This is a genomic window from Thermomonas sp. (assembly GCF_029945965.1).
Classification (GTDB): domain Bacteria; phylum Pseudomonadota; class Gammaproteobacteria; order Xanthomonadales; family Xanthomonadaceae; genus Thermomonas.
This window is the reverse complement of sequence record NZ_JAQSDO010000015.1, coordinates 108595-133665: the sequence shown is the minus strand read 5'-3', so window position 1 is coordinate 133665 and position 25071 is coordinate 108595. Positions and strand designations below refer to the sequence as shown.

General features: G+C 62.6%; 17 protein-coding genes, 1 tRNA gene and 1 pseudogene. 10 read left to right on the top strand and 9 right to left on the bottom strand.

The features are described 5' to 3' along the window. Positions 1-9: 9 nt before the first annotated feature. The 4 genes from PSV05_RS06965 to phaR all read left to right on the top strand — a co-directional run bounded on the left by PSV05_RS06965 (position 10) and on the right by phaR (position 4473). Positions 10-2091, top strand: a complete 2082-nt coding sequence (locus PSV05_RS06965; RefSeq protein ID WP_300063525.1) for an EAL domain-containing protein — start codon at positions 10-12, stop codon at positions 2089-2091. Between the two features lie 22 nt (positions 2092-2113). Continuing rightward, positions 2114-3040, top strand: coding sequence for a tRNA glutamyl-Q(34) synthetase GluQRS (gene gluQRS, locus PSV05_RS06960; RefSeq protein WP_300063523.1), 927 nt, complete (start codon positions 2114-2116; stop codon positions 3038-3040). Between the two features lie 38 nt (positions 3041-3078). Then, positions 3079-3819, top strand: a complete 741-nt coding sequence (gene phbB, locus PSV05_RS06955) for an acetoacetyl-CoA reductase (protein ID WP_300063520.1) — start codon at positions 3079-3081, stop codon at positions 3817-3819. 153 nt (positions 3820-3972) lie between these two features. After that, positions 3973-4473 carry a polyhydroxyalkanoate synthesis repressor PhaR gene (phaR, locus tag PSV05_RS06950; protein WP_300063517.1) on the top strand — a complete coding sequence of 167 codons (501 nt, stop codon included), beginning with the start codon at positions 3973-3975 and terminating at the stop codon, positions 4471-4473. A 75-nt stretch (positions 4474-4548) separates the two neighbouring features. Here phaR and PSV05_RS06945 read toward each other — a convergent pair whose 3' ends face one another. After that, positions 4549-5460, bottom strand: a complete 912-nt coding sequence (locus PSV05_RS06945) for a M48 family metallopeptidase (protein ID WP_300063514.1) — start codon at positions 5458-5460, stop codon at positions 4549-4551. A gap of 32 nt (positions 5461-5492) precedes the next feature. Beyond that, positions 5493-7388: a formylglycine-generating enzyme family protein gene (locus PSV05_RS06940; RefSeq protein ID WP_300063511.1), complete on the bottom strand. Its 1896-nt coding sequence runs from the start codon at positions 7386-7388 to the stop codon at positions 5493-5495. A 46-nt stretch (positions 7389-7434) separates the two neighbouring features. Between PSV05_RS06940 and rnd the strand changes: the two genes are divergently transcribed. Together rnd and PSV05_RS06930 are read left to right on the top strand one after the other, a co-directional pair. Then, positions 7435-8544, top strand: coding sequence for a ribonuclease D (gene rnd / locus PSV05_RS06935; RefSeq protein WP_300063508.1), 1110 nt, complete (start codon positions 7435-7437; stop codon positions 8542-8544). 19 nt (positions 8545-8563) lie between these two features. Further along, a tRNA-Ala gene (locus tag PSV05_RS06930) sits at positions 8564-8639 on the top strand. A gap of 102 nt (positions 8640-8741) precedes the next feature. Here PSV05_RS06930 and PSV05_RS06925 read toward each other — a convergent pair. Both PSV05_RS06925 and gabT read right to left on the bottom strand, forming a co-directional pair. Next, positions 8742-10226, bottom strand: coding sequence for an NAD-dependent succinate-semialdehyde dehydrogenase (locus tag PSV05_RS06925; protein ID WP_300063505.1), 1485 nt, complete (start codon positions 10224-10226; stop codon positions 8742-8744). A gap of 306 nt (positions 10227-10532) precedes the next feature. Beyond that, on the bottom strand, positions 10533-11816 hold the full coding sequence (gabT, locus tag PSV05_RS06920; protein ID WP_300063502.1) for a 4-aminobutyrate--2-oxoglutarate transaminase: 1284 nt from the start codon (positions 11814-11816) through the stop codon (positions 10533-10535). A gap of 210 nt (positions 11817-12026) precedes the next feature. Between gabT and PSV05_RS06915 the strand changes: the two genes are divergently transcribed. Further along, entirely contained in the window at positions 12027-13241 is a 1215-nt protein-coding gene (locus PSV05_RS06915; protein ID WP_300063499.1) for a CaiB/BaiF CoA-transferase family protein, read from the top strand. On the opposite strand, the gene PSV05_RS06910 is transcribed toward PSV05_RS06915, so the two are convergent. From PSV05_RS06910 to PSV05_RS06890, 5 genes and pseudogenes are all read right to left on the bottom strand, one after another. After that, on the bottom strand, positions 13228-14217 hold the full coding sequence (locus PSV05_RS06910; RefSeq protein WP_300065374.1) for a serine hydrolase domain-containing protein: 990 nt from the start codon (positions 14215-14217) through the stop codon (positions 13228-13230). The two genes, PSV05_RS06915 and PSV05_RS06910, sit on opposite strands and share 14 nt — an antisense overlap. Positions 14218-14277: 60 nt before the next feature. Continuing rightward, positions 14278-15033 (bottom strand): annotated as a pseudogene (locus tag PSV05_RS06905) (M15 family metallopeptidase); the annotation flags it as partial. Beyond that, the gene (locus tag PSV05_RS06900; protein ID WP_300063496.1) at positions 14972-16564 is read right to left on the bottom strand and encodes a serine hydrolase; all 1593 of its coding nucleotides are present in this window, start codon (positions 16562-16564) and stop codon (positions 14972-14974) included. The pseudogene PSV05_RS06905 and the gene PSV05_RS06900, both read right to left, overlap by 62 nt. Positions 16565-16775: 211 nt before the next feature. Then, positions 16776-19736, bottom strand: coding sequence for a TonB-dependent receptor (locus PSV05_RS06895; protein ID WP_300065372.1), 2961 nt, complete (start codon positions 19734-19736; stop codon positions 16776-16778). Between the two features lie 79 nt (positions 19737-19815). Then, complete coding sequence (locus tag PSV05_RS06890; protein ID WP_300063493.1) at positions 19816-21261, bottom strand: transglutaminase domain-containing protein; 1446 nt, start codon at positions 21259-21261, stop codon at positions 19816-19818. Between the two features lie 292 nt (positions 21262-21553). On the opposite strand from PSV05_RS06890, the gene PSV05_RS06885 reads away from it, so the two are divergent. The 3 genes from PSV05_RS06885 to PSV05_RS06875 are packed head-to-tail and all read left to right on the top strand — an operon-like array spanning position 21554 to position 25057. After that, positions 21554-23053: an SH3 domain-containing protein gene (locus PSV05_RS06885; protein WP_300063489.1), complete on the top strand. Its 1500-nt coding sequence runs from the start codon at positions 21554-21556 to the stop codon at positions 23051-23053. A gap of 39 nt (positions 23054-23092) precedes the next feature. Further along, a complete protein-coding gene (locus tag PSV05_RS06880) occupies positions 23093-24199 on the top strand; it encodes a dipeptide epimerase (RefSeq protein ID WP_300063486.1) in 1107 nt (368 codons plus the stop codon). Positions 24200-24208: 9 nt separating this feature from the next. Beyond that, entirely contained in the window at positions 24209-25057 is an 849-nt protein-coding gene (locus tag PSV05_RS06875; RefSeq protein WP_300063483.1) for a MurR/RpiR family transcriptional regulator, read from the top strand. Positions 25058-25071: the final 14 nt, after the last annotated feature.

Genomic DNA, 25071 nt, shown 5'->3' with positions numbered 1-25071 from the left:
TTCAACGTCATGGCGATCAGCAAGGACACCGCACTTCGATTGATGCTCGTCGACGATCAAGTCAACGAGGCGGAGGCTCTCGTCAGTAGCCTGCGCAACGCAGGCATTGCGGTACGCCCGCTGCGGCCGGAATCGCTGGACGAACTGGCGCAGATGCTGGGCCAGCAAACGGTCGACCTGGTACTTGCCGAATTTGCCTCGACCCAACTGCCATTCAATGAAGTGGCTGCGATCGTGATGGGTTGCGGCCGCGACGTACCGCTGCTGGCCGTGCTGGACGGCATCACCGACGAGATCCTGGACAGCGTGCAAGCTCAGGGCGCGCAGGCCGTGGCCCTGCGTGGCCGCCCGCAACAATTCCTCAAGACCGTGCGCACCGAATGGGATGACCTCGACTCCCGTCGCTCGCAGCGTCATCTGGAAGCGCAGAAGCGCGAAACCGAACGCCGCTGCGATGCGCTGATTGATTCATCGCGCGAACCGATCGCCTACATCCACGAAGGCATGCATATCCGCGCCAACCAGGCCTACCTGGAGATGTTCGGCCTGGAGACCTTCGACGAGATCGAAGGCATGTCGCTGCTCGACCTGGTGGCCAGCGCGGATGTCGACGAGTTCAAGCAATTGCTCAAGCGCCTGTCCAAGGGTGAAGCGCCGCCGCCAAGCTATGAGTTGACTGCACGCGACATCGAGGGCAATGGCTTCCCCGCGGTCATGGAGTTCACCGCGGCGACCTACGAGGGCGAAGCCTGCCAGCAGGTGATCTTCCGCCACCAGGAACAGGAACAGGATCCGGAACTGGCACGCCAGGTCAAGGAACTCAAGCAGCGTGACCAGGCCACTGGCCTGTACAACCGTTCGACCTTCCTGGCGGCACTGGAAGATGCAGTGGCCGAGGCCGCATCGCAAGGCTCCGCGCATGGCTTGCTGCTGATCGAGCCCGACCACTACGCCAAGCTGCTGGACGTGATTGGCCTGGACGCCGCCGACGACCTGATCGCAGCGCTTGGACAGCGCCTGGACAGCGTGGCCGAAGGCGCGATGACCGCACGCTTCGGCGACCACCAGCTGGCCTTGTTGGTACGCAGCAGCGACCATGTCGCGACCAAGGCGCTTGCCGGCCGGGTATGCGCTGCGTTCGCCGACCATGTACTGGAAGTTGACGACAGTTCGCTCAACGCCACGGTCAGCATTGGCGGCGTGCAGATTGGCGAAAAAATCGCCAGTACCAGCCAGGTGCTGGCCAAGGCCAGCCAGGGCGTGGTGTCGTCGATTGGTGTCGGCGGCAATCGCTTCGAGTTGTTCGATCCGGGCGCGGTGGATCGCGCCGAGGAAGAACGCATCGCAGCCTGGGTCGCGCGCATCCGCGATGCGCTGGACAACGACGGCTTCCGCCTCGACTACCAGCCGGTGATCGCGCTGCAGGGCGACGGCAGCGAAATGTACGAAGTGTTCCTGAGCATGCAGGGTACCGACGGCGAGCCGGTGGCATCCGACCGCTGGCTACCGATCGCCGAAGCACATGCATTGCTTGGCGAAATCGACCGCTGGGCGGTGACCCACGCAGCGCAGTTGATCAGCCAGCGCCAAGCCATAGGCAAGCGCACCAACCTGCTGCTGGCGCTGTCGCAGGAAGCTTTGCAGGACGACAGCATGGCTGGCTTCATCGCCACCACGCTGGCCGATGCCGGTGTTCCGGGCGAGCAACTGGTGCTGGCGATTGCCGAAGCAAAAGTCTTCACCAATCTGCGCGCAGCACAGGATTTCGCCAGTGCCGTCGCCGGCTTCGGTGCACGCACGGCATTGGAAAAGTTCGGCGCAGGCCTGAATTCGCTGCAACTGCTGCAACATTTCGAACCCACTTTCATGAAACTCGATCCGCAGTTCATGGATGAACTGGCCAAGAGCCCCGAGTCCCAGCAGAAGATCCGCAACCTGGCCAGCCAGGCCGCCTCGCGCAACATCCGCACCATTGCCGAGCACGTGCAGGATGCCTCCAGCATGACCATGCTGTTCTCGGCCGGAATCGACTATGTACAGGGCGACTTCCTGGCTCCGGCGGGCCCGGACATGAATTACGACTTCAGCTGAGTCGCGCTGCACCGGCATCAGCATGCCACCTCCAAGCTCAACCCCAAGCCCCGCCTATCGCGGTCGCTTCGCGCCCTCGCCCACCGGCCCATTGCATGCAGGTTCGATGCTGGCCGCCTTCGGCAGTTGGCTGCTGGCCAGGCAAGCGAATGGACAGTGGTTGCTGCGAATCGAGGATCTCGACCCACCACGTGAAGTCGCAGGCGCCGCTGCTGTTCAACTGCAAGCACTCACCCGTTTCGGCTTGCAGCACGATGGCGAAGTTGTCAACCAAAGCCAGCGCGGACAGCTCTACCGCGAAGCGCTGGATCGATTGATCGCAGCTGGCCTGGCCTTCGAATGCCATTGCAGCCGCACCGAGCTGGCCGCGGCGGGCGGCATCCATCGCCGCTGCGTGGCTGCTTCGCGACGACCCGATCCCGCGATCCGCCTGCGCGTGGCGGACGATTGCGAGATCGGCTTCGACGACCTCGTGCATGGCTGGGTGAATCAGCGCGTGGACTGCGACGTCGGCGACTTCGTCCTGCTGCGCGCCGATGGGCTGTGGGCTTACCAGCTGGCAGTCGTGGTGGACGATGCGGCCCAAGCCATCACCGACGTGGTGCGCGGCGCCGACCTGCTCGACTCCACCCCACGACAAATCCTGTTGCAACGCGCGCTGGGCCTGCCCACGCCGAAGTATGCGCATCTGCCACTGTTGCTGGACACTGAAGGTCGCAAGCTATCCAAGTCCGATGCCGCATCACCCGTGGACGCAGGCGACCCGTTGCCTACCCTGCATGCATTGTGGCGATGCCTTGGGCAGGCACCCTTGGTCGATGCCTCGCTACGGACGCCAAGCGAGTTCCTCGATGTTGCCGTGCATACCTTCCAACCCGACCAGATCCCGCGCCAGGCCTTGCCTGCATCCGCCGCAGTGCACAACACCGCTGAAACATCGCGCGACTAGAATGAACGCTTCCGCAGTATCACCAAATGGAGAACCCCATGACATCCAGAATTGCCCTCGTGACCGGTGGCACCGGCGGGATTGGTACCGCCATCGTCAAGCGCTTGGCAGACATGGGCCACAAGGTCGCGAGCAACTATCGCAACGAGGAGCGCGCAGTCGCCTGGCAGGAAAAAATGAAGGCCGATGGCTATGAGGTGACCCTGGTCAAGGGTGACGTGACCTCGCCGACCGAAGCCGAAGCGATGGTGCGTGAGCTGGAAGCCAAGCTCGGCCCGGTCGACATCCTGATCAACAACGCCGGCATCACCCGCGACGGCACATTCCACAAGATGAAGGCCGACCAGTGGGGCGACGTGATCAACACCAACCTCAACTCGGTGTTCAACGTCACTCGCCCGGTGATCGAAGGCATGCGCGAGCGCAAGTGGGGCCGCGTCATCCAGATCAGCTCGATTAACGGGCTCAAGGGCCAATATGGCCAGGCTAACTACGCCGCGGCCAAGGCCGGCATGCACGGCTTCACCATTTCGCTGGCGCGTGAAAACGCCCGCAACGGCGTGACCGTCAACACCATCTCGCCGGGCTACATCGCCACCGACATGGTGATGGCGGTGCCGGAGGAAGTCCGCGCGAAAATCGTCGCCGACATCCCGACCGGCCGCCTCGGTACGCCGGAGGAGATTGCATACGGCGTCGGCTTCCTCGCCGATGAACAGGCCAGCTGGATCACCGGCTCCAACCTGGACATCAATGGCGGCCATCACATGGGGTGGTAGGACGATTCGCGCCAACGGCGCGAATCGCCCCCTGACTCAGGGGACTGGGTTGCTAGACAACAGGCCGGCATCGCCGGCCTGTTCATTTTCTGAAGTTGCAAGCCGTGTTGCGCTGCGCCATGCTGCAGCCAGTACCGCTAGAGTTTTTGCTCAATGACTGCGATCCGCATCATCAAGAAATATCCGAACCGTCGGTTGTACGACACCGAGATCTCGAGCTACATCACCATCGAGGATGTGCGCCAGCTGATCGTGGATGGTGAGTCGTTCCAGGTGCGCGACGCCAAGACCGGCGACGACCTGACCCGCCAGGTATTACTGCAGATAATCACCGAGCATGAGCAGGACGGGCAACCGATGCTGTCCACCGAGTTGCTGAGCCAGCTGATCCGTTTTTATGGGGATTCGCTGCAGGGCTTCATGGGCAATTACCTGGAACGTTCGATGCAGGTGTTCCTGGAGCAGCAGCAGCAGTTCCGCCAGCAGATGGGCGGCCTGATCGGGCAAACCCCATGGACCATGCTCAACCAGCTGACCGAGCGCAACATGGAAATGTGGAAGGACTTCCAGCAGAACCTGGTCGGCGGACTGGGGAGCCAGGCGGCGCCACGTCCGGATGAAACCCGCGAGCAGGGCAAGCCCCGCGGTCGCTGAAATCATTCACACGACAGCGGAATTGAAAAACGGGCCTTGAGGCCCGTTTTTCGTTTCAACAAATCGAGCCGTCGTTCACTGCGTGCCGGCGGCAGCACCCTGGCCTTGTGGACAGAACTTTTGCTGGTAGGCCATCGCCTTGGGCATCAGCGCCTGCAAGGCCTGGATGCGAGTGCCGGGATTGGGATGGGTCGAAGCAAATTCCGGTTGCCCGCCACTGCCTGCCACCTGCTCCATGCGTTGCCATAGCGGTACTGCTTCGTGCGGGTCATAACAGGCGGCGGCAGCCAGCATCAGGCCCATCTCGTCGGCCTGGGTCTCCTGCTTGCGCGCGTACGGCAACGCCCGTCCATACCCATAGATCGACATCACCGCCTGCATCTGGCTCTGGTCCATGCCGCTCATCGCGCCGGCCATCTGGCCCATCTGCGCAAGCTTCTGTTCGGTCATGCGTTGCGCACCATGGCGCAGCAGCGCATGGCTGATTTCATGACCCATCACGATGGCCACCGCATTGGCGTTCTGCGCGATCGGTAGCAAGCCCGTATACACCGCCATCTTTCCACCGGGCAGGCAGAACGCATTGGCCTGGTCGGACTGCAGCACGGTGACTGCCCAGTCGAACGACTTCTCGATGTGGTTGGCCTGCAGGCCATGCTGGGCGGCTAGCGCGTCCTCGACCTCCGGGATCTTCGCGATCAGTCTCTGGGCGATGCCGCGCACCTCCCGTGCTTCCTGCGAATTCTGGTCGATCGGCCGTTCCTGCTGCAGGATCTCCTGATAGGCCTGCAGGCCGAGCGCTTTTTCGTCCTCGGGCGAAATGCTCTTGTCGATGACGACTTTTTCGCCGGTGAGCGGGTCGGTCGTGCGGTTGGAAAACCAGTAGAAGGCCGCGTAGCCGGCGAACAGCAACAACACCCACAGGCGCAAACCACCCCGACGGCGCGTTGGTTGCTGGCCCTGGTTACCGAATGGATCCTGCCTCATCGCATGCTCCTGCGCTACGCGCGCGTTGTGAATCAGATTTGCCGCACCAGCCGGAACCCGACGCGTGCATTGGTCGCGTCCATCCCTCCCGATACCCGCCAGGCCGAGCGCACCTGTGCCGGCGCACTGGCCCAGGAACCACCGCGATACATGCGGTTGCGGCAGCCGGGATTGACCCAAGCCGCGCCGTTTGCAGGTGCCCGTCGATACCCCTGGTGCCAGCAATCGGCGACCCATTCGCTCACATTGCCGGCCATGTCGTGAAGACCATATGCATTCGCCGCCATGCTTCCGGCAGGTGCAGGCCCCCACCAGCCATCGTCGTATCCAACGAAGGCGTTGCTCCAGGTGCGCCTCTGCGGGGAGCGATCCAATCCGCCGGTAACGTTTTCACTGCCTGGAGGTGGCCCGCCATCGCCCCATGGGTAACGCGTCTGGCTGCCGGCACGCAGCGCGTATTCGAATTCGGCCTCGCTCGGCAAGCGATAGTGGGCCCGGGTTTCCGTGCTCAACCACTCCGCATAGGCTTCGGCATCACGCGCAGTGACATGCACGACCGGCATGCCCGCCGCAGCCGGCTTGCCGTCGTATGTCGAACGCCAATCGATGCCGCTGCCACGCACGAAATTGCCGCTGCGCGCGTCGTACGCCATCGAATGCCCGCGCTGGGTCGCGCGTGGCGTGTAGCCGGTGGCGGTCACGAAACGCCCGAATTCACCCACGGTGATTTCATTGCGGCCCAGCGCGAAGCCGCGTTCCAGCCGTACTTCATGTTGTGGCTGCTCGGCCGGCTTTGCGTCCTCTTCGTCCTCCGGGGCACCCATGCGGAAGGTGCCATGCGGGATCACCACGAGTTCCGGTCCGCGCCCGCCATGGCGCAGTTCGTCGGTGAACACCTGGCCAGGGCGGAACAGACCGTAGTGGCCAACCAGGTCGATGCGCTGGCGCAGCTCCACGCTGGCAGGATCGCTTGGATCGGCGATCCGCAGCATTTCCGCCAGCCGTTCGCGCGCGATGCGCAGGCCATCCGCGTCGCCCAAGGCAATCAGACCTTGATCGCGCAGGCGGCGCAGACGATTGCCGCGGATCGCATTGATCCGGCGCAAGGCAGCCGGAATCGTGCCCGGGTCGGAACGCACCTTGGCGGCATAGGCCAGCTGCTGCTGGGCCTGGTTGAAATCGCCCTGCAGCGCCGCGGCTTCGGCACGTCCGATCAACCCGGTCTCGACCGCCACCATGCCCTGCGATGCGCGTGGCTGGCCCGGGCGCAGCGACAATGCCACTCGGTACGCCGCCAGCGCGCCACCGCCGTTCTCACCCAATTGACCCGCCGCCAGCAGCGCATCGCCCTGGGCGTTGTGATCCCATGCCCGCTCGCTGCGATCGACCCGCGCCAGGTACGCCAATACATCGGTATCGGCCGGCCACAATTTGCGCAGCACCGCGGCACGGCGCTGGGCCATGCGCAACGCATCCAGGTCGGCATCGCCATCGATCAATGCCGCATCGCCCTGCATGATCAGCGCCATGCGCGTCTGTGCGACCTGCTTGGCCAACGCAGGATCGTCCGGTTGCATTTGTTGCAATGCCAGCAGTAGCGGAATCGCGGAATCCGCGGTTTCAAACAGGTCGCCGGCTTCCAGCGCATGTTTCAGCCTGCGCCGCGCCGCGCCTACGCCATCCTTTTCGATCACGACCGCCGGCAGTGACCAGGTCAGTACCTGGGCCAGTGCATCGTCGCCGCTGATACTCACGCTACCGGCACGAACGGACGGCACCGCGGCCACCGATGGCAGCTTGGCTGGCGCAGGCGCAGGCTTCTTCTCCGGTTCGCACGCGGCAAGCAGCAGCACGATGACAATGGCGGTCCAACCTGCGCGCAAATCCCTGTCTCCGTCCGTTTCCGCCAACGCTGGCAGGCGAAACATCGAAGTTAGGGTAAGCCATCCATCCCGGCAACCGCATAATGGCCGAATGACGAATTGGATCAACACCCCCGAACTCCTGCGCGAACGCATCGCGCAGCCACCCGCCGTGATCAGCATGGACACCGAATTCATCCGCGAACGCACCTATTGGCCGCAACTGGCGTTGGTGCAGATTGCGCTGGATGAGAGCGACGACGACATCCTGCTGGTCGATCCGCTGGTGCCCGGCATGACCGACGCGTTGGCGCCACTGCTCGCCGACCCGGGCGTACTCAAGATCATGCACAGCGCCAGCGAGGACCTGGTGGCGTTCAAGCATGCCTGCGGTGTATTACCGGCGCCCTTGTTCGACACTCAGATCGCGGCAGCGCTGGCCGGCATCGGCGGCGGCATGGGCTACCAGAAGCTGGTGCAGGCGCAGATCGACATCACCGTGGACAAGGGCGAGACCCGCTCCGACTGGCTGCGGCGACCGCTGTCGCCAGCACAACTCCAGTACGCGGCGGACGATGTGCGCCACCTGCATGCGCTGCATCGACAGCTGAACGAGATGCTGGCCAGCTTCGGTCGTGGCCAATGGCTGGTCGAAGACTGCAAGCGATTGCTGGCCGGAGTGGCCGACGACGAGGGCGAGCGTTGGCCGCACCTGCCTTTGCGCAGCGCGCAATCCTTGGACCGTGATGCGCAGATCCGCCTGTTGCGCTTGTTGCGTTGGCGCGAGACCCACGCGCGCCACAGCGACCGGCCACGCAGCTGGATCCTGGACAACGAACTGGCGATGACCATCGCGCGCCAGAATCCCGACGCTGCGAAGGCCCTGCGCAGCCTGCTGGATGCGACGCCTAAATCCCCGCGCAACCTGTGTGATGCTCTGTTCCTGGCATTGACGACACCGCTGCCCGACGAAGCGGATGCGCCGCTGGCCCGCGGCGACGAGCGCGACAAGAAACAGCTGCGTGCGATGCAGGATGCGGTGGCCACGCTCGCAGCGGAACTTGGCTTGCCCGACGGACTGCTCGCCTCGCGCAAGTGGCTGGAAGCCCTGCAGGACGGCCAGGACTGGCCTGGCGCCCTGTCAGGATGGCGGCGCAGGCTGCTTGAACCAAAACTGGGACCACTGCTGGCAGCTGGCGACAGTCCAGCTGCCCACGTATAATTCGCGGCGTTGTATTAGAGGGGCGGTAGCTCAGCTGGGAGAGCGCCACGTTCGCATCGTGGAGGTCAGGGGTTCGATCCCCCTTCGCTCCACCACTTCACACGTGGTGGGATGTTGCAAGAAGAGAAAAAAACAAAACCGGCCTTGGCCGGTTTTTTATTAAGCACTCCCCGGCCTTGGCCGGTTTTAAATTCACTTCACACACCTCCCACGCAGGTGTACTTGAGCTCGGTGTAGTCGTCCAGTCCGTACTTCGAGCCTTCGCGGCCGGTACCGGATTGCTTGATCCCGCCGAACGGCGCGACTTCGGTCGAGATCAGCCCGGTATTGATGCCGACGATCCCGCACTCAAGCGCTTCGGCCACACGCCAGCTGCGCGCCAGGTCGCGGGTGTAGAAATAGCCGGCTAGGCCGAACTCCGTGGCATTGGCCATTTCAAGCGCTTCGGCTTCGCTCTTGAAGCGAAACAGCGGCGCCACCGGCCCGAAGGTTTCCTCCTTCGCAAGCAACATGTCCGAGTTAACGTCGAGCAAAAGAGTCGGCTCGAAGAAGGTGCCGCCGAGTGCATGGCGCTTGCCACCGGCCGCAAGCGTCGCGCCTTTGGCCAACGCATCAGCCACGTGCTCCTCGACCTTGGTCAAGGCCTTTTTATCGATCAACGGGCCTTGATCGGTCGCGCCCTTGAGCCCATCGCCGACCCGCAATTTCGAAACAGCCACGGCGAGCTTCTTCGAGAATTCGTCATACACGCCGTCCTGGACAAACAGACGGTTGGCACAGACGCAGGTCTGCCCGGTATTGCGATACTTGCTGGCGATCGCGCCATCGACCGCGGCATCCAGGTCGGCATCGTCGAACACGATGAACGGCGCATTGCCGCCGAGTTCCAGCGACACCCGCTTCATGCCTTCGGCGCACTGCGCCATGAGTTTTTTGCCAACCTCGGTGGAGCCCGTAAAGCTGAGCTTGCGCACCTTCGGGTGCGAAGTCATGGCCGTGCCGATGTTGGCTGCGGAATGACCAGTGACGATATTCAGCACGCCCGGCGGAAGCCCGGCGCGTTCCCCAATGACGCCAAGCGCCAGCGCGGAAAACGGTGTCTGCAGGGCAGGTTTGCAGACCACGGTGCAACCAGCGGCCAATGCCGGGCCGATCTTGCGCGCGAGCATTGCAGATGGAAAATTCCACGGCGTTACCATCGCCACCACGCCAATCGGCTGGCGCCAGACCATGATGCGTTTGTCTGCAGCGTGGCCGGGAATGATGTCGCCGTACATGCGTTTGGCTTCCTCGCCAAACCATTCCAGGAAGGCCGCGGCATACACCACCTCGCCTTTGGCTTCGGCCAGCGGCTTGCCCTGCTCGGCGGTCATGATGATGGCCAGGTCATCCTGGTGTTCGAGCATCAGCTCGTACATGCGCCGCAGGACCTGCGCGCGCTCCTTGGCGGTCTTGCGCGCCCATGCGGGGAATGCCGCCTGCGCCGCGTCGATGGCTGCATTGGTTTCAGATGCGCCCATGTCGGGCACCGTTCCAAGGCACTCACCGCTGGCTGGATTGGTAACATCGCAGGTGCCCTTGTCGACCTGGTCGCGCCACTGCCCGTCGATCAGGCATTGCTGGCGCAGAAGGTCGGGGTCGGCAAGCTCTGGAAAGAAATTTGAAGTCTTATTGGCACTCATGGCATTGGTTATCCTGGTGATCGTTCCAGTTGATCGACCTGGCTGGCCGCGAATAATGCAGCAACCGCAGAAAGCGCAAGCATGGCGATAGCCAGCCAGTTCAGATAATCGAAGTGTCCACTACTCAGGATGAAGCTAGCGGCAAGCGTGCCGGTAGCGAGCCCGGACTTCGACTCAAAACCGCACAGCCAGCCACCCGGACGGGTCGAGTTTGACCGATGAAGTCGCACGACAGCACTGACTCCTCGCCCACGCGAATGATGAACAGCCAGCGGTCATGCGCGCGAAATGTTGCTCATGCCCCGCTCATGCTGGAATAGCCAGCGCCTGTTCAAGCAGGCCAAGTCCCTCATCCAGCACCGCATCGGTAATCGTCAGCGGGAACAGCAGGCGCACCGCTTCGCCGTACGCGCCACAACCCAGCAATATCAACCCCAGCGCATGTCCGCGCTGCAGCACATCACTAGCGGCCGCAGGATCCACCTTGTCAGCGTCGCGTGCCACAAGCAGGTCGAACGCGATCATCGAACCCGCCGCACGGATATGCCCGATCGGCCGCAGGTCCGCGCGCGCCGCCAGCGCATGCAGTTTCGCCACCACCACCGCGCCCAGCCTGCCCGCACGTTCGATCAGCCCTTCGTCCTCGATCACGTCAAGTACCGCCAGCGCCGCCGCGCAGGCGACCGGCGAGCCCGCATAGGTGCCGCCAAGCCCGCCGGGTTCCACCGCATCCATCACGGCTGCACGCCCGATCACCCCGGACAGTGGGAAACCACCGGCCAGCGACTTGGCCACGGTGATCAGGTCGGGCTTTACTCCGGAATGCTCGATGCCGAACATGCGCCCGGTGCGCGCGAAGCCGGTCTGGATCTCATCGGCGATCAGCAGAATGCCGTGCCTGTCGCAGACCTCGCGCAATGCCTGCAACAAAGCGGGCGGCGCCACGTTGAAACCGCCCTCGCCCTGCACCGGTTCGAGGATGATCGCCGCCACTTCATCAGCCGCGACATCGGCCTTGAACAGCATCTGCAACGCATCCAGGCTGTGCTGCACGCTGATGCCCATGTGCTCGACGGGAAATGGCAAGTGATAGACCTCGCCCGGCAACGGCCCGAAGCCGCGCTTGTACGGCGCGGTCTTGCCGGTCAGCGCCATCGCCATGAAAGTGCGGCCGTGGAAGCCGCCGCTGAACGCGATCACTGCCGAACGCCCGGTCGCCTTGCGCGCGATCTTGACCGCGTTCTCGACCGCTTCGGCGCCGGTGGAAAACAGGATGGACTTGGCCGGGCCGTCGATTGGCGCCAATGCGTTCAGCCGTTCGGCCAGCGCGATGTAGGGCTCGTAGGCCGTCACCTGGAATCCAGTGTGGGTGTACTGCTCCAACTGCGCACGAGCCGCGGCCACCACGCGCGGATGGCAATGGCCGACGTTGAGCACGGCGATGCCTGCGCCAAAGTCGATGTAGCGACGACCCTCGACATCCCACATTTCGGCGTTCAACGCGCGCGCTGTGAACACCGGCATTGCGGTGCGGACTCCGTGGGGGATGGCGGCCAATCGACGTTGCAGCAGGTTTGCATTGCTGGTCATGCAGTTGCTCCAGAGTGTGATGCCCAGTGTCGGCCCGGCAAAAAGAAAGTCATAGGGCCAGTTTCTGAGGATGGATGGAGCCAGATCTTCGTGCAAGGCCTGTCCTGCATGCATCCTGAAAAATTCAGATGGCTATGCGGCAGAATCTGGCAACAGCACAAAGCATGCTCGCATGCTTCACCCACTGATTCGATTCAATATCCGGGAAACATGACAGACACAATGAACCAACGACCGTCACCACTGGCCGGCCTCAAGGTGGTCGAACTTGCGAGGATCCTCGCTGGCCCGTGGATCGGGCAGACACTGGCCGACCTGGGCGCCGACGTGGTCAAGATCGAATCGCCGGATGGCGACGACACCCGCCGCTGGGGGCCGCCGTTCGTGCAGGACGCGCAGGGCACGGACATCGACGCTGCTTATTTCCACGCCTGCAACCGAGGCAAGCGCTCGGTGGTCGCGGATCTGCGCACACCCGAGGGCCGCACCCTGGCGACGCGGCTGGCGCAAGACGCCGATGTATTCATCGAAAACTTCAAGGTCGGCGGCTTGCAGAAATATGGGCTCGACTACGCCAGCCTGCGCCCGCTCAATCCCCGCCTGGTGTATTGCTCGGTGACGGGATTTGGCCAGGATGGTCCGTACGCGCACCGCGCCGGCTACGACGCGATGATCCAGGCGATGGGCGGGATGATGTCGCTGACCGGCGAAGCCGACGGTGCGCCACAAAAAACCGGCGTTGCGATCGGCGACCTGTTTGCGGGCCTGTACGGCGTGATTGCGATCCAGGCTGCTCTCGCGCAACGCCAGCGCACGGGTGTCGGTCAACACGTGGACATCGCGCTGCTGGACTGCATGGTGGCGGTGCTGGCCAACCAGAACCTCAATTACCTGGTCTCCGGCGAAGTTCCGCAGCGCCACGGCAATGCACATCCCAACATCGTGCCCTACCAGGTGTTCGCGGTTGCGGATGGCCACATCATGCTGGCGGTCGGCAACGATGGGCAGTTCCGCAGTCTGTGCGAGGTGCTCCGGCTGCCCGAGCTTGCAAGCGCGCCGGAATACGCCGACAACGCCGGGCGCGTGCACCATCGCGACACCTTGATCCCTGCGCTTGAAGCCGCACTCCTGCAGCAGACGCGCGCCGACATCTTGTCCCAGCTGGAGCAACGTGGCGTACCGGCCGGGCCAATCAATCACCTCGACGACGTATTCAACGACCAGCAGGTACGCCATCGCCAGCTGCAACTCGATCTGCTGGCACCCGGCCATCGCGACGGCCACCTGCCCGGCGTGCGCACCCCAATCCGGTTTTCCGATGCGTCACTGGAAATAACGCGACCGTCACCCGGGCTTGGCGAACACACGGCAGAGGTCATCGCCGAACTCGATGCTGGCGATGCGTGGCCGGTTAGTCCGCCATGAACAGTTTGGCGACATCCAATGCCGTGGCATAGGGCTCGGGATCGTTGCGATTGCTGAGCAGGATCACGGTGAGGTGCTGTTTCGGCCAGCGCAGGATCACATTGCGAAAGCCGATCGTTTCCCCGGAATGCCACAGCAGGTCGCCGCTGATCCGCCAGCCGAATCCGTAGAAGGCCTGATAGGTTTCACCAGTGACTTTGACCTGTGGGCTGAAGGCCAGCGCGCGCGAGGCATCGCTCAACAAGCTGTCGTCGTACAGCGCCGCATCCCAGCGCGCCAGATCGTCGATGGAGGAATAAATCCCGCCATCGCCGAGCACCGCGCTGGTCGTGCTCTGGTCGGTGCGCTGCCAGTGGCCGTCGACGTCACTGTGACCGTATGCGCGTTGCGGTACCTGCGGCCCGCCAACGACGTACGCCAAGGTGTCATGCATGCCCAGCGGCGCAAAGATGCGCGTTTGCAGGAACGCCGGATATTCCATGCCTGAGGCCTTCTCCACCACCAGCGACAGCAGCGCATAGCCGCTGTTGCTATAGCGGTAAGCCGAGCCCGGCGCGAAGTACAGCTTGTCTTCCTTCGCCAGCAGAACGAGCACGCCGGCATCGCGGATCTGGCCCTGGTAGTCGTCGCCCATCAGGTCCTCGTAATCGACCAGTCCGGACGTATGCGTCAACAAATGCCGCAAGGTGATTCCGGCGGCGATCGGCGGCAACGATGGCAACCACTTCCGGATCGGATCATCGATGCCAAGCTTGCCGTCTTCTGCCAGCAACAGGATCGTTGCAGCGGTGAACTGCTTGCTGACTGACGCCAGCCGGTAGTTGGTGCCCGGACCAGCCTCGATGCCCCGCTCCATGTCGGCGCGTCCATAACCGCGGCGCACCACGGCCTCGCCGTTGTGCAAGACCAGCAACGATGCGCCCGGCACGTCGCCGTCGTAGCGTTGCATCAGGCGGTCGATCTTGGTTTGCAGCATGGTGGTTTCCGAGCGAATGATTGGGACGTCGTACTGCAGCAAGGGCGTGGGCTCCGGCTTGAACGTGTAATGCCACCATTCCATCGGATAGTTGGCGAAACCGACGCTTTCCATTGCGACACGCAGGTGTTGTCGGTTGGCGCGCTGCGTATCATTGATACCCGGGAAATCGGTATTGGCGCGCGCGCCAAAGAAATCAAATGGAGTGCCCATGTCCAGCGGCTGGCACTGGGCCGTTATATCGCATTGGAGCAGGCCGATATCCGTCGTTGCACCTCGACTATGCCCGGATACCGCAGCGATATAGGCACCGCGTAATTGTGCTTTTTCCAAGTCGGGGTAGAACTCGGCTTTGGTGGCTTGCGATCCCCCGTCATCGACCCAGCGCATGAATGCCTGCACTGCACGCACCGGGCGATAGCAGTCGTACACGCGCAGACGCATCCCATGTGGGCGCAGGGACGCCTGCACCTTGGCCAGCGCCTCGGCCGCCGGGCGCAGTAGCAGACAGCGCGGCGCGTCATACCCTTCGACAATCCCGCCGGTGAAGTTGTGGGTGCCGGCATAGCGCATGTCGATTTCGATATCGGGTGCGAGCGTGCTCACGTCCACCAAATCCGCCTGCGCCTCACTAGTGGCAGGTGATGTGGCCACGGTAGGTTTCGAAGGCGCCGCCGCGCAACCGCAGGTGGCGAGCAGCAGCACGACGACAGCCGCGCGCAAGCTATTCACCACGGGCCTACTGACAACCGGCCTACTCACAGCCGCCGGTCCGGGTAAAAGAGAGATCCTCGTAGTCGGAGCTGAAATCACCATCCGGATCGGACTTGGCCATGTGCAGCTGGCGCGATTCGCCATTGCCGGAGAAGTCCAGCCAGGCGTCGATGTCCACCGCGATGTCGTCCCAATGCAGCAGGTAACGACCCTCCAGCTTGCTGATCTTGCCGTGCATCTTCGGCGACTTGGCCGAGCGCCATTCCACGCCATTGCCAACTGCGCAGATGCGCACCTCGCCAAACCACGGATCACGCCAGCTGCCCAACCACTCGCGCAGGTCTTTCGCACTGACTGGCTTGCGCTTGGCGATATCGGGCAATGCCGGCTTTGGCTTCGATGTCGAAGTTACCGGCGCCGGTCGTGCGATCTCGTCTGCATAGCCATCAACGCCCAGCGACCTGTCGGGTGCAGTGAACAGTTTCAGCAGCACTTCGCCAAGCACCGTGCGTGCATCGCTGCCGTCGCCATTGATCATCAACACGAAGCCGGACTTGCGGTCCGGCAACAGCATCATCATCGAATACATGCCACCCAGGGTGCCGGTGTGCGACACCGTCCACTGCCCGTCGACATCAGCTAGCCGGAACCCGAACGCGTAAGCGTAGTAGTGGGTGTCATCCCAGCGGCGGCGCTGCTGCGAGATCGGCATCGGCGTGCGCGCCTTCCACATCTCTGCGCGCTGCTTTTCGCCCAGCCATTCAAGCTGCGTGGATGTCGGCTGCAGCCAGTTGTTTGCCCACGCCAGCATGTCGTCAAGTGAGCAGCGGATACCACCTGCCGGGGCCGAGGCGATCATCGGCACCACGTCGCCGTCCTCGCGCATCGCAATGTTGCCGTCTCCCCTTCTCATGTGCGGTTGGGCGACGCTGCCGGCATCACGCATGCGGAATTCGCCGACACGGCAGCCGTCCAGCCCCAATGGCTGAAACACTTCTTGGCGCACCAGTTCCTCATACGATGCGCCACCTGCAGCCGCGGCTACCTGCCCGGCTACCACATAGAGCAGGTTGTCGTAGGCGTAGCCGGCACGGAAGCCATACGCCGGCTTGATGAATTGCAGGCCATGGACAATGTCGTCGCGGTTGAACAGGTTCGGTTCCGGCCACAGCATCAGGTCGCCACCGCCTTCCGGCAGGCCGCTGTTGTGCACCAGCAGGTCGCGCACGGTCATGTGCGCGGTCACCCATGGATCATGCATGCCGAATGCAGGCAAGTGCTTGACCACCGGATCGTCCCAATCGAGCTTGCCCTGCTGCACCAGACGCGCCAGCACGCTGGCGGTCATCGCCTTGCTGTTCGACGCGATCTTGAACAGGGTCTTGCTGGTGACCGTGTCGCCGGAGCCAGCCACAGTTTCACCATAGCCACGCGCGTAGACGACCTTGCCGTTTTCGATCACGCCAACCGCGATCCCCGGCAACTGGTAGCGCGCGATAGTGGCGCGCACGCTGGCATCGATCACCTCCGATGTCGGGCCAGTCTGCGGCTGCGCAGCCTGCAAGGGCGACGCAAGACCCAACGCAATGACTGCGATGAATACTGCAGCAGGGAACCCAGCGCGATGCATCATGCCTGTCTCCAGTCGTTTGCCGATTGTTCGCCACCGATCATCTCATCGTTTGTTTTGGTACTTCCGGTGGGATTTTGGCGTGGGTCATCGCGTCTGCATCGAGATTCATTTGCAGGCGTGCATGGCACCCCGCGCGTCTTGTTCCAGCATTGCGTGATTCAAAAAAAAGGGCAGCCCGAGAACCGGGCCGCCCCTGGAGGAACTTTGGAGATCAGAAGCCGTAGGTCACAACCAGCTGCATGTAGCGCGGCGACTGCCATCCTTTGCCTTCGCCAAAGTAGGGCATCTTGGTTCCAGGCTGACTTTCATAGCGCGAATGCACATTGACGACCGTCTGGCTGTTGAGCAGGTTGTAAACGGAGAAACGTGCCGTCAGGGCGCCGGTCGGGACCGGGATTGTCCATGTCACGTTGGCACTCAGGTCCTTCACCCACGGCATACGGCCGAACGCGCCAAGCGGTGAATAAACCAGCTGCCGCGTCTTGTAGTCGGAGCAGCCCAATTCGCACAGCCAGCCTGAACCGCCACCGCTGTATTCACCCGGCCCACCAGCACCACGGTTGTCATTCGGCCAACGCACGCCAAACGCAGTGATGGGTCCACCGGAATACGCGGAGAACGTCGCACCGAAGCTCCACATCTCGTTGAGCTTGTAGCTGCCGCGCAACTTTATCTGGTGGCGATGATCGTTGAACAGAACGCCATAGCGTTCATTGACCGCCGGGTGGTCGAAGTACTGGACCAAGTTGGTGTCGTTGTAACCCGTATCCGAGTTGACCGGACCTTCAACATTGCCTTCGGATTTGGACCAGAGATAGCTGGCGTTGAAGGCCCACTTGTCGTCCCAGGCGCGATCAAGCTGGAACTCAACCGCCTTGTAAGTGCGCCGGGGCTTTTTGTAACCAAAAATCATGCCGTTGCCGGTCGCCTTGTAGCCATCAACGGAGTTGTCGAATGTCACCCAGTCATTCGTGTCCGGGCACCACAACGTGTTGGTTTCACCGGGATTGAGGATGGGCCAATCGCCTGAATACCAGGGGCACCCTTCCACATGACGGGTGCTCACGTCCTCGATCGCACGGGTCACCTTGCGGTAGGTTGCGTTGATGCCGTAAGACCATTCTTGGTTGATCGCCTGCTGGAAGCCCAGGATGTACTCATCCTGGAACACCTGCTTCAGGTCACGTGCCACCGCAGTACGGACGTCATCGGGTGCTTCGGTGTTGCCATCGGTGTTGACTGGCCCTAGCTGGGCACCCAGGACCGGGGTCAGGTAGGGGTCCCCTGTGACTGGATTAGTCTTGGTGGTGAAGCCATTGAGCAAGTAGTAGGTGTGCTCATCCGTGCTGCCACCCCCGAAGTAGTCGGTGATCTTGTTGGTCAGCGGGATGTAATAACGGCCGGCATTGCCGAACACTTTGGTGGTGCCGTCACCCTTCATGTCCCAGCTGAAACCCAATCGCGGGGAGATCATTTCGCTGAAATCCGCCTTGGCGAAGGTGGCGCCCGAAGCGAGCGTGTTCTCGAATTTGTCTGCGCGCACGCCAAGACTCAGCAGGAGGTTAGGCGTGACGCTCCAGTTATCTTCGATATAGACAGCCTGCGCCTTGGCCGAGACCGGGGCACCAGTGATGTAGTGACGCGCGTCAACGTACGCAATATTTCCTGCAGGAACCGCCACACCATTGATCAGTCGTTCGGAAATCGCCGGAAGGCCGAGCAGTGTGTAGCCCACACCACCCTCGCCCGGATACACCACCGAACTGGTGGAATCCATCACTTCCTGGTCCACGCCGAAGCGCACGAGGTGGTCACCCAAGGTCCATTCGAAGTCCAGGCGGGCCGCCTCCCGCTTGTCGTTGCGGCTGCTGATGCTGGTATTGGTCGGGTGACAGCCGAGGGCCACGGGTTTGCCGAACAAAGATGAGTAGGAGCCACCAGTGGCCATCCTGTTGCACGTGGCATCCGATGAGCTACCACCGAACGAGCTGCGCTTGTTTACCCCATACATCGCCTTGGCGACGAAGTTGTCGCTGAAATGTCCGGTGTAGGTAAGCGACCAGTTGTCACCGCCCGATCCGGAATAACTTTCGCCCCTCTTTTTGCCGAGCGTTGCGGTTTCCCAGCTGTACTCATAATTGCTTGTGCCCGACTTGGCCTTGTCGGAAAAGGCCAGAAATTCCACCAAATGGTCATCAGTGATGTGCCAATCCAGCTTGGTGCCCCAGAAGTCGTTGTCGCTCTTGGTGAACCAAGCCTCGGTGGTGTCGATGTCGCGCGGGTCGCTTTTGCGCTTTTCATACATGGCGAAGAAGAACAGCCTGTCTTTCACGATCGGCCCGGACGCCCAGATGTTGGCTTTGTAGAAGGGGCCTCCGTCACGGCTGGTGCGGTCCCGGTCGCCGATTTTGCCGTCGCTGTGGAAGCGATCCGTTGCTTCCGAGGCCCAGGCCGAGGGTTCGAACGTTGCTTGCATGCCGCCATGGAATTCATTGCCACCCGAACGCGTCACCGCATTGATGACGCCACCGGTACTGCGACCGAATTCCGCCGAATAACCACCGGTCTTGACCTGGAATTCCTCGTAGAAGGCAAATGGCACTGATGAAAAACCCTGGCGACGATAGGGATCGGTCACATCCAGGCCATTGATGTAAACCACGTTCTCCGCCACCGACGAACCGCCAAAGGAAAGTCCACCAAAGCTGGCACCCGACGAGATCACGCCCGGTGCCAGCAGCGCCACGGCACCCACGCTCTGATCGACCGGCAAGCGGGCAAGCTCGGCGCGAGTAATGTTGGTGGAGCTCTCGGTGGAGTGCACGTCCACCCGGTTGATGACGCGCGATCCAACGACCTGCACTGCAGAAAGGTTGGTAACGCTACCGTCACTAGTCAGGTTCACCGTCGTCGTGCCACCCAAGCCGACATTGACTGACACCGTTTCACCAACACCCTGCCCCCCACGGCTCACCTGCAGGGTGTAGTCGCCGATAGGCAACTGGCCGAGGCGATAGCTGCCATCGGCGTTGGCTGTCACTGCGCGGCTCAATCCATTCGAGACGTTGGTGACCGTAATCTGGTCGCCGGCAGTGGCGCGACCTGCGACTGCACCGGTGACGCTCTGCGCGAACGCCGGGGCGATGACCAGCGATGACAGGCATAGTCCCATCGCGATGCTGATTGCGGATTTGCGCAAGATGTGGGTGTTGCTCATGACCTCTCCCCGGTAAATTTTGATGTTTGTGGCTTCATGGTTGTGGCGTGGCGACGAAGTCGTAGTCCCACTGGTCGAAATACAGGTTGCCGCCTGCCCATTCGGCTTCGCCGCGTTGCAGGTCGACGGTTTCGGAACGTGCGAAGCGCTTGGCTGGCACCAATGGCCGGCCGAAGTCGTCATTGAATGCGACGCGGTAGCCGTCCAGGCCACCGAGGTAGAACCCGGCAACCGCCGGATCGGTGGCATCCAGCCGGCCAAAAGTCACATCCATCGGCATCCAGCCATACGGCGCGATGTACAACTGGCCCCAGTCGTGCAGATTCCAGTAGGACTGCACGCCACCGTTGTCGGCGAACATCATTCCCGACTGCCAACGCGCCGGGATGCCATTGAGGCGCAGCAAGGTCATCAGCAGCAGGGTCTGCTGGCCACAATCGGCATGACCGGCATGCAAGGCGTAATCGCTGATGTTGCTGATGGTCGAATACTCGCGCGCACCGGCCCACGGAATCTGGTCGACAGCCGCGAAGAGTTTTTGCGCGATGCGCCATGGATTGGTTTCATCGCCGACGGCACGTTTGGAGAACGCCTTGAGGTCGTCGGTGAACACAATATGCGGCGGGCGCTGCGCCACGAACGGCGCGAGTCCCGGCGTCACTTTGGTTGCCACGACTTTGTCGGCATCCACATCAAGATGGCGCGCGCTGATGGTGACGTCATAGGTCACCGAAAATGTCGTCGGCTGCCCGGCCACGGCGGGCTTCTCGAAATGTACCGTACGCTGCACGGCGGACACTGGGGCGATGACATGCGTGGCCGGTTCGCTGGACAGCAGGCGGATATCGTCCTGTTGGCCAGGAATCGAACGTGGGTATGGAATCCAGGCGCTGACCGTCTCGCCAGCGGGTACCGCGTCGGCATGCACGGTCAGTGTCTGGGTGATGCGCAGGCGCCGTGGCAGCACGTTGTCCGCATGGGCAACCCGCGTCGCTTCGATCACTGCGCGATGGTGCGGATTGATCGATTCCAGTGGGCTTTCGACGAAGGGTTTCGGATCGGCGCGACGTGCACGGGCTTCCGAACTCAGCCGGAACAAATTCGACGTAGCGCGGTTGAAATACAGCCGCTTGCCATCGATGTCCATTCGTTCCAGCAGGCCCTGCCCGTCCCAGCGCGCGAACTCGGCATCAGTGAGATCAGGAATCTGCCTGCGCAGGCGTTCGCGGACCTGGGCAGCATCCTGTTCGAAGTCCAGCCCGATCCGGCGCATGCGTTCGCGCTGGAATGCCAGCACCCGTGCATCCAGCGGCGTGGCCTTCGGCATCGCGGTTTCGATCGCGACGCGTGCACCGGAAAAGTCGCCATGGTCGATACGGGCGATCACCGCCTGCACGACGGGGCTTTCGGAATATTCCGCACCCACGGCTACGGGGTCCTGGTTCTGGTCGATCGCGGCAACCGCAAGCGTCGCCGTCATGCCGCAAGCCAACAGCAAAGCCAATGGCAGGGCGCGCCCATGCCGTTGACGCAGCGGTTGACGCGGCGATGGCCTGACGATGGCAACATGGCTTGGAACATCACGCACCAGACGCGTCCCCCGACGATCCGTGTAGTGATGCTTGTGTAGCACGCAGCCAAGGGCTGGTCAATAATTTATTCTTGGCGTATAAATTTACTGAATCAGTTATTCCGCACCACATAATCACCTGACACTCTGGCCGATCCGCGGCACGATTTCGGGCGCAGTCAATGAAGGAATGCGAGTCAACATGAGCAAGTCCAGCGCACGCATGCGATCCCCAAACGACACTACCCCGACACTGCGCGCGGGATTGCCTGCCTCAATGCTGCCTGCATCAATGCTGATCGCGACGATGTTGGCACTCGCCACGTTCGTCACTGGCTGTGCCAGCCAGCATGTCGCCGACACGCGCGCCGAAGCCTTGCCGCAAGCCACGCTGGGTGTGCCAGGCGTCGGCGAAGCGCAACTGGATCCCGGCTTCTGGATCCAGCGCCAACCGGCCGCGGACAAACCCCTGCTGGATGCCGAAACGGTTGCCGCACGCAACGCGGATTTGTTCGCGCGCGATGCATCGATGCATGGCCTCTCAGCGATGCCAGCCATGCTGACCGGCACGCAAGTGCGCGCATGGATCGAAGCGATGTCGTCGCGGCCGACGCGCACGCTCTATGACATGCAAGGCAAGGAAGTCCCGGCATCCACGCTGGATGCACTCTTCGCCAACATGGCGCTGGACACGATTCCCGCTAGCCAGTCCACCCGCTTCGGCCTGGTAGTCGCGCGCGCGCCGCTGCGAAGCTTTCCCACCCTGCAGCGCGCGTTCTCCAGGCAAGGCGACACAGACATCGACCGCTGGCAGGAGAGCGCCGAATTCCCCGGCACGCCGGTAGTGATCGCGCATGCCTCCGCTGATGGTCAGTGGCTGTTCGTGGTCAGCCCGCGCTATGCGGCGTGGACCCCTGCGAAATTCATCGCCGAAGGCACCCGCAAACAAGTGCTCGCCTATTACACCGATGAAGCACCGTATCGCGTGATCACCGGCGCGAAACCACGCTTGGTCTATACACCAGACAACGCGGCCCTGTCAGAACTGCAACTGGACATGGGCACGCGCCTGCCCGACATCGGCATGCTTCGCGTCGCCACCATTCAGAGCCAAGCGCCGGCCTTCCATTGGACCGTGAGCGTGCCGCTTCGGTTCGACGACGGAAACCTCGGGTTCGCATTGGCCCTGCTGCCGCGTACCGCCGACAGCCACCTTGGCCCGTTGCCGCTGTCCCGCGCCAACATCATCCGCCAGGCTTTCAAGTTCCTTGGCGAACGCTACGGCTGGGGCCACGACTACAACAGCCGCGACTGCAGTGGTTTCGTCTCCGAGGTCTACGCCAGCATGGGCTTGATCCTGCCACGCAATACCAGCGCGCAGGCAGTCAGTCCGGTGTTCCGGCGTACCCATTTCGAAATCACTGACGGACGCGGCGCTCGGATGGCGGCAATCAATGCGCTGGACGTGGGTGATCTGATCTACATCCCCGGCCATGTGATGATGTTCATTGGCCGCATCGGCGACACGCCCTACGTGATCCACGACACCAATGGCGGCACCGTGCTGGATGCCGATGGCACGCTGCACTCGCTGAAACTCAATGGTGTCTCGGTGACCCCGCTGACGGCGCTGCATTTCGATGCCGAAACCGACTACATCGACCGCATCACCAATATCGTGCGCGTGGTCCATACCCCATGAGCCGCATCCAATGAGCAATATCCTCATGAGTAGTAGCAAATGAAGATCACCGAAATCCACTTCGGCATGCTGCGGGTCCCGCTGAAGACCGCGTTCAAGACCGCGCTGCGCACCGTGGAACAGGTCGAGGACGTGGTGGTGATGGTACACACCGACACCGGCCATATCGGCTACGGCAGCGCACCGGCGACCGCGGTCATTACCGGCGATACCCACGGCTCGATCATGGACGCCGTGCGCCATTACATCGCGCCGCGCGTGATCGGTCTGGACATTGCCGACCTCAACCGGATCACCCACCTGGTGCAGTCGGCGATGGAGAAGAACACCAGCGCCAAGGCCGCAGTGGAGATCGCGGTCTACGACCTGTGGGGCCAGCTGTACGGCGCGCCGCTGTACCAGTTGCTGGGTGGTGGCGCTCCGGTGATCACCACCGACATCACCATCAGCGTGGACTACATCGACAAGATGGTGGCCGATTCGCTGGACGCGGTTGCACGCGGCTTCGAATCGCTGAAAATCAAGGTCGGCAAGGACATCGGCGTCGACATCGAACGTACCAAGGCGATCCACGCCGCGGTCGAGGGCCGCGCCCTGCTCCGGCTGGATGCCAACCAGGGCTGGACCGCCAAGCAGGCGGTGTTTGCCCTGCAAACGCTGGAAAACGCGGGGGTGAAACTCGAACTGGTCGAACAACCGGTCAAGGCGCATGACCTGGAAGGCCTGCGCTACGTGACCGAGCGCGTGCACACGCCGGTGATGGCGGACGAAAGCGTGTTCGGGCCGATGGAAGTGATCGAGCTGATCCGCATGCGTGCCGCCGACATCGTAAACATCAAGCTGATGAAGACCGGCGGCATTTCCAACGCGGTGCGGATCGCCGATATCTGCGGGTTGTACGGCGTGGACTGCATGATCGGCTGCATGCTGGAATCCAGCATCGGCGTGGCCGCTGCAGTGCACCTGGCCGTGGCGAAGTCGGACGTGATCAGCAAGGTCGACCTGGATGGCCCCTCCTTGTGCCGCTACGATCCGGTTGCCGGCGGGGTGATCTTCAACGAGTCCGAGATCAGCATCACCGATGCGCCGGGCCTGGGCATCCGTGGTATCGACGGCCTGATGCCGCTCGCCGAACGCGCAGCCTGAGGCTGGGCGATGTCGGCACTGGTCAAGATTCGCTCCGAACGCGACCGGATGTCGGCGATCGAACGCCGCATCGCCGACTTCGTGCTCGACAACGCCCACCTGCTGCGCGACTACTCCTCGCAGCAACTCGCCGATGCGGTTGGGATCAGCCAGTCGAGCGTGGTGAAGTTCTGCCAGAAACTCGGCTTCAAGGGCTATCCCGATCTCAAGCTGTCGATCAGCGAGGCGCTATTCCGCACCGACAACGGCAACACCGACACGCAACCGGTGCCGGCCAAGACCCAGGATCCTGCCCGCCTCGGCATCGACCTCTGGCGCTGTAAATCGCAGGCTGAAGAAGCGACGCGCCTGATCAACCCACCCAAGGCCCTCACCGCCGCCGCGGATGCGATCGGCAGTGCCAATACGGTGTTCATCATCGGGCTGGGCGAAGACGATATCCATGCGCGCGCCTTCGCATTGCGGCTGGCGCTGTTGGGCATCCTGACCGTGCACAACTTCGATCCTGCGCACATGACCGCCAGCCTGTCGGCAGCCAAGCCGGGCGACGTGCTGCTGATGTTCTCCGAACACGGCATGCAGCCGGCGCTATGCCAGCTGGGCCGTCATTTCCGCGAGCAACAGGGCCGCGTGGTCACGATTACCCGGCACAGTTCCAATGCGCTGCGCGCACATGCCGACGTGCCCCTGCTGGTGTCGGCGCATGACGAGCGCCCGCACATCGAGCCACTGCTGTACCACTCCGCGCTGAAGCACCTGCTGGATCGCGTGTTCATCCTGCTGTGCGAGGCCGATGGCCAGCGCCGTACGCGGCTGCAGGAAACCCTGGCACGCATCAAGCCCCTGCTGGAATCCTGACGGGTGACCGTATC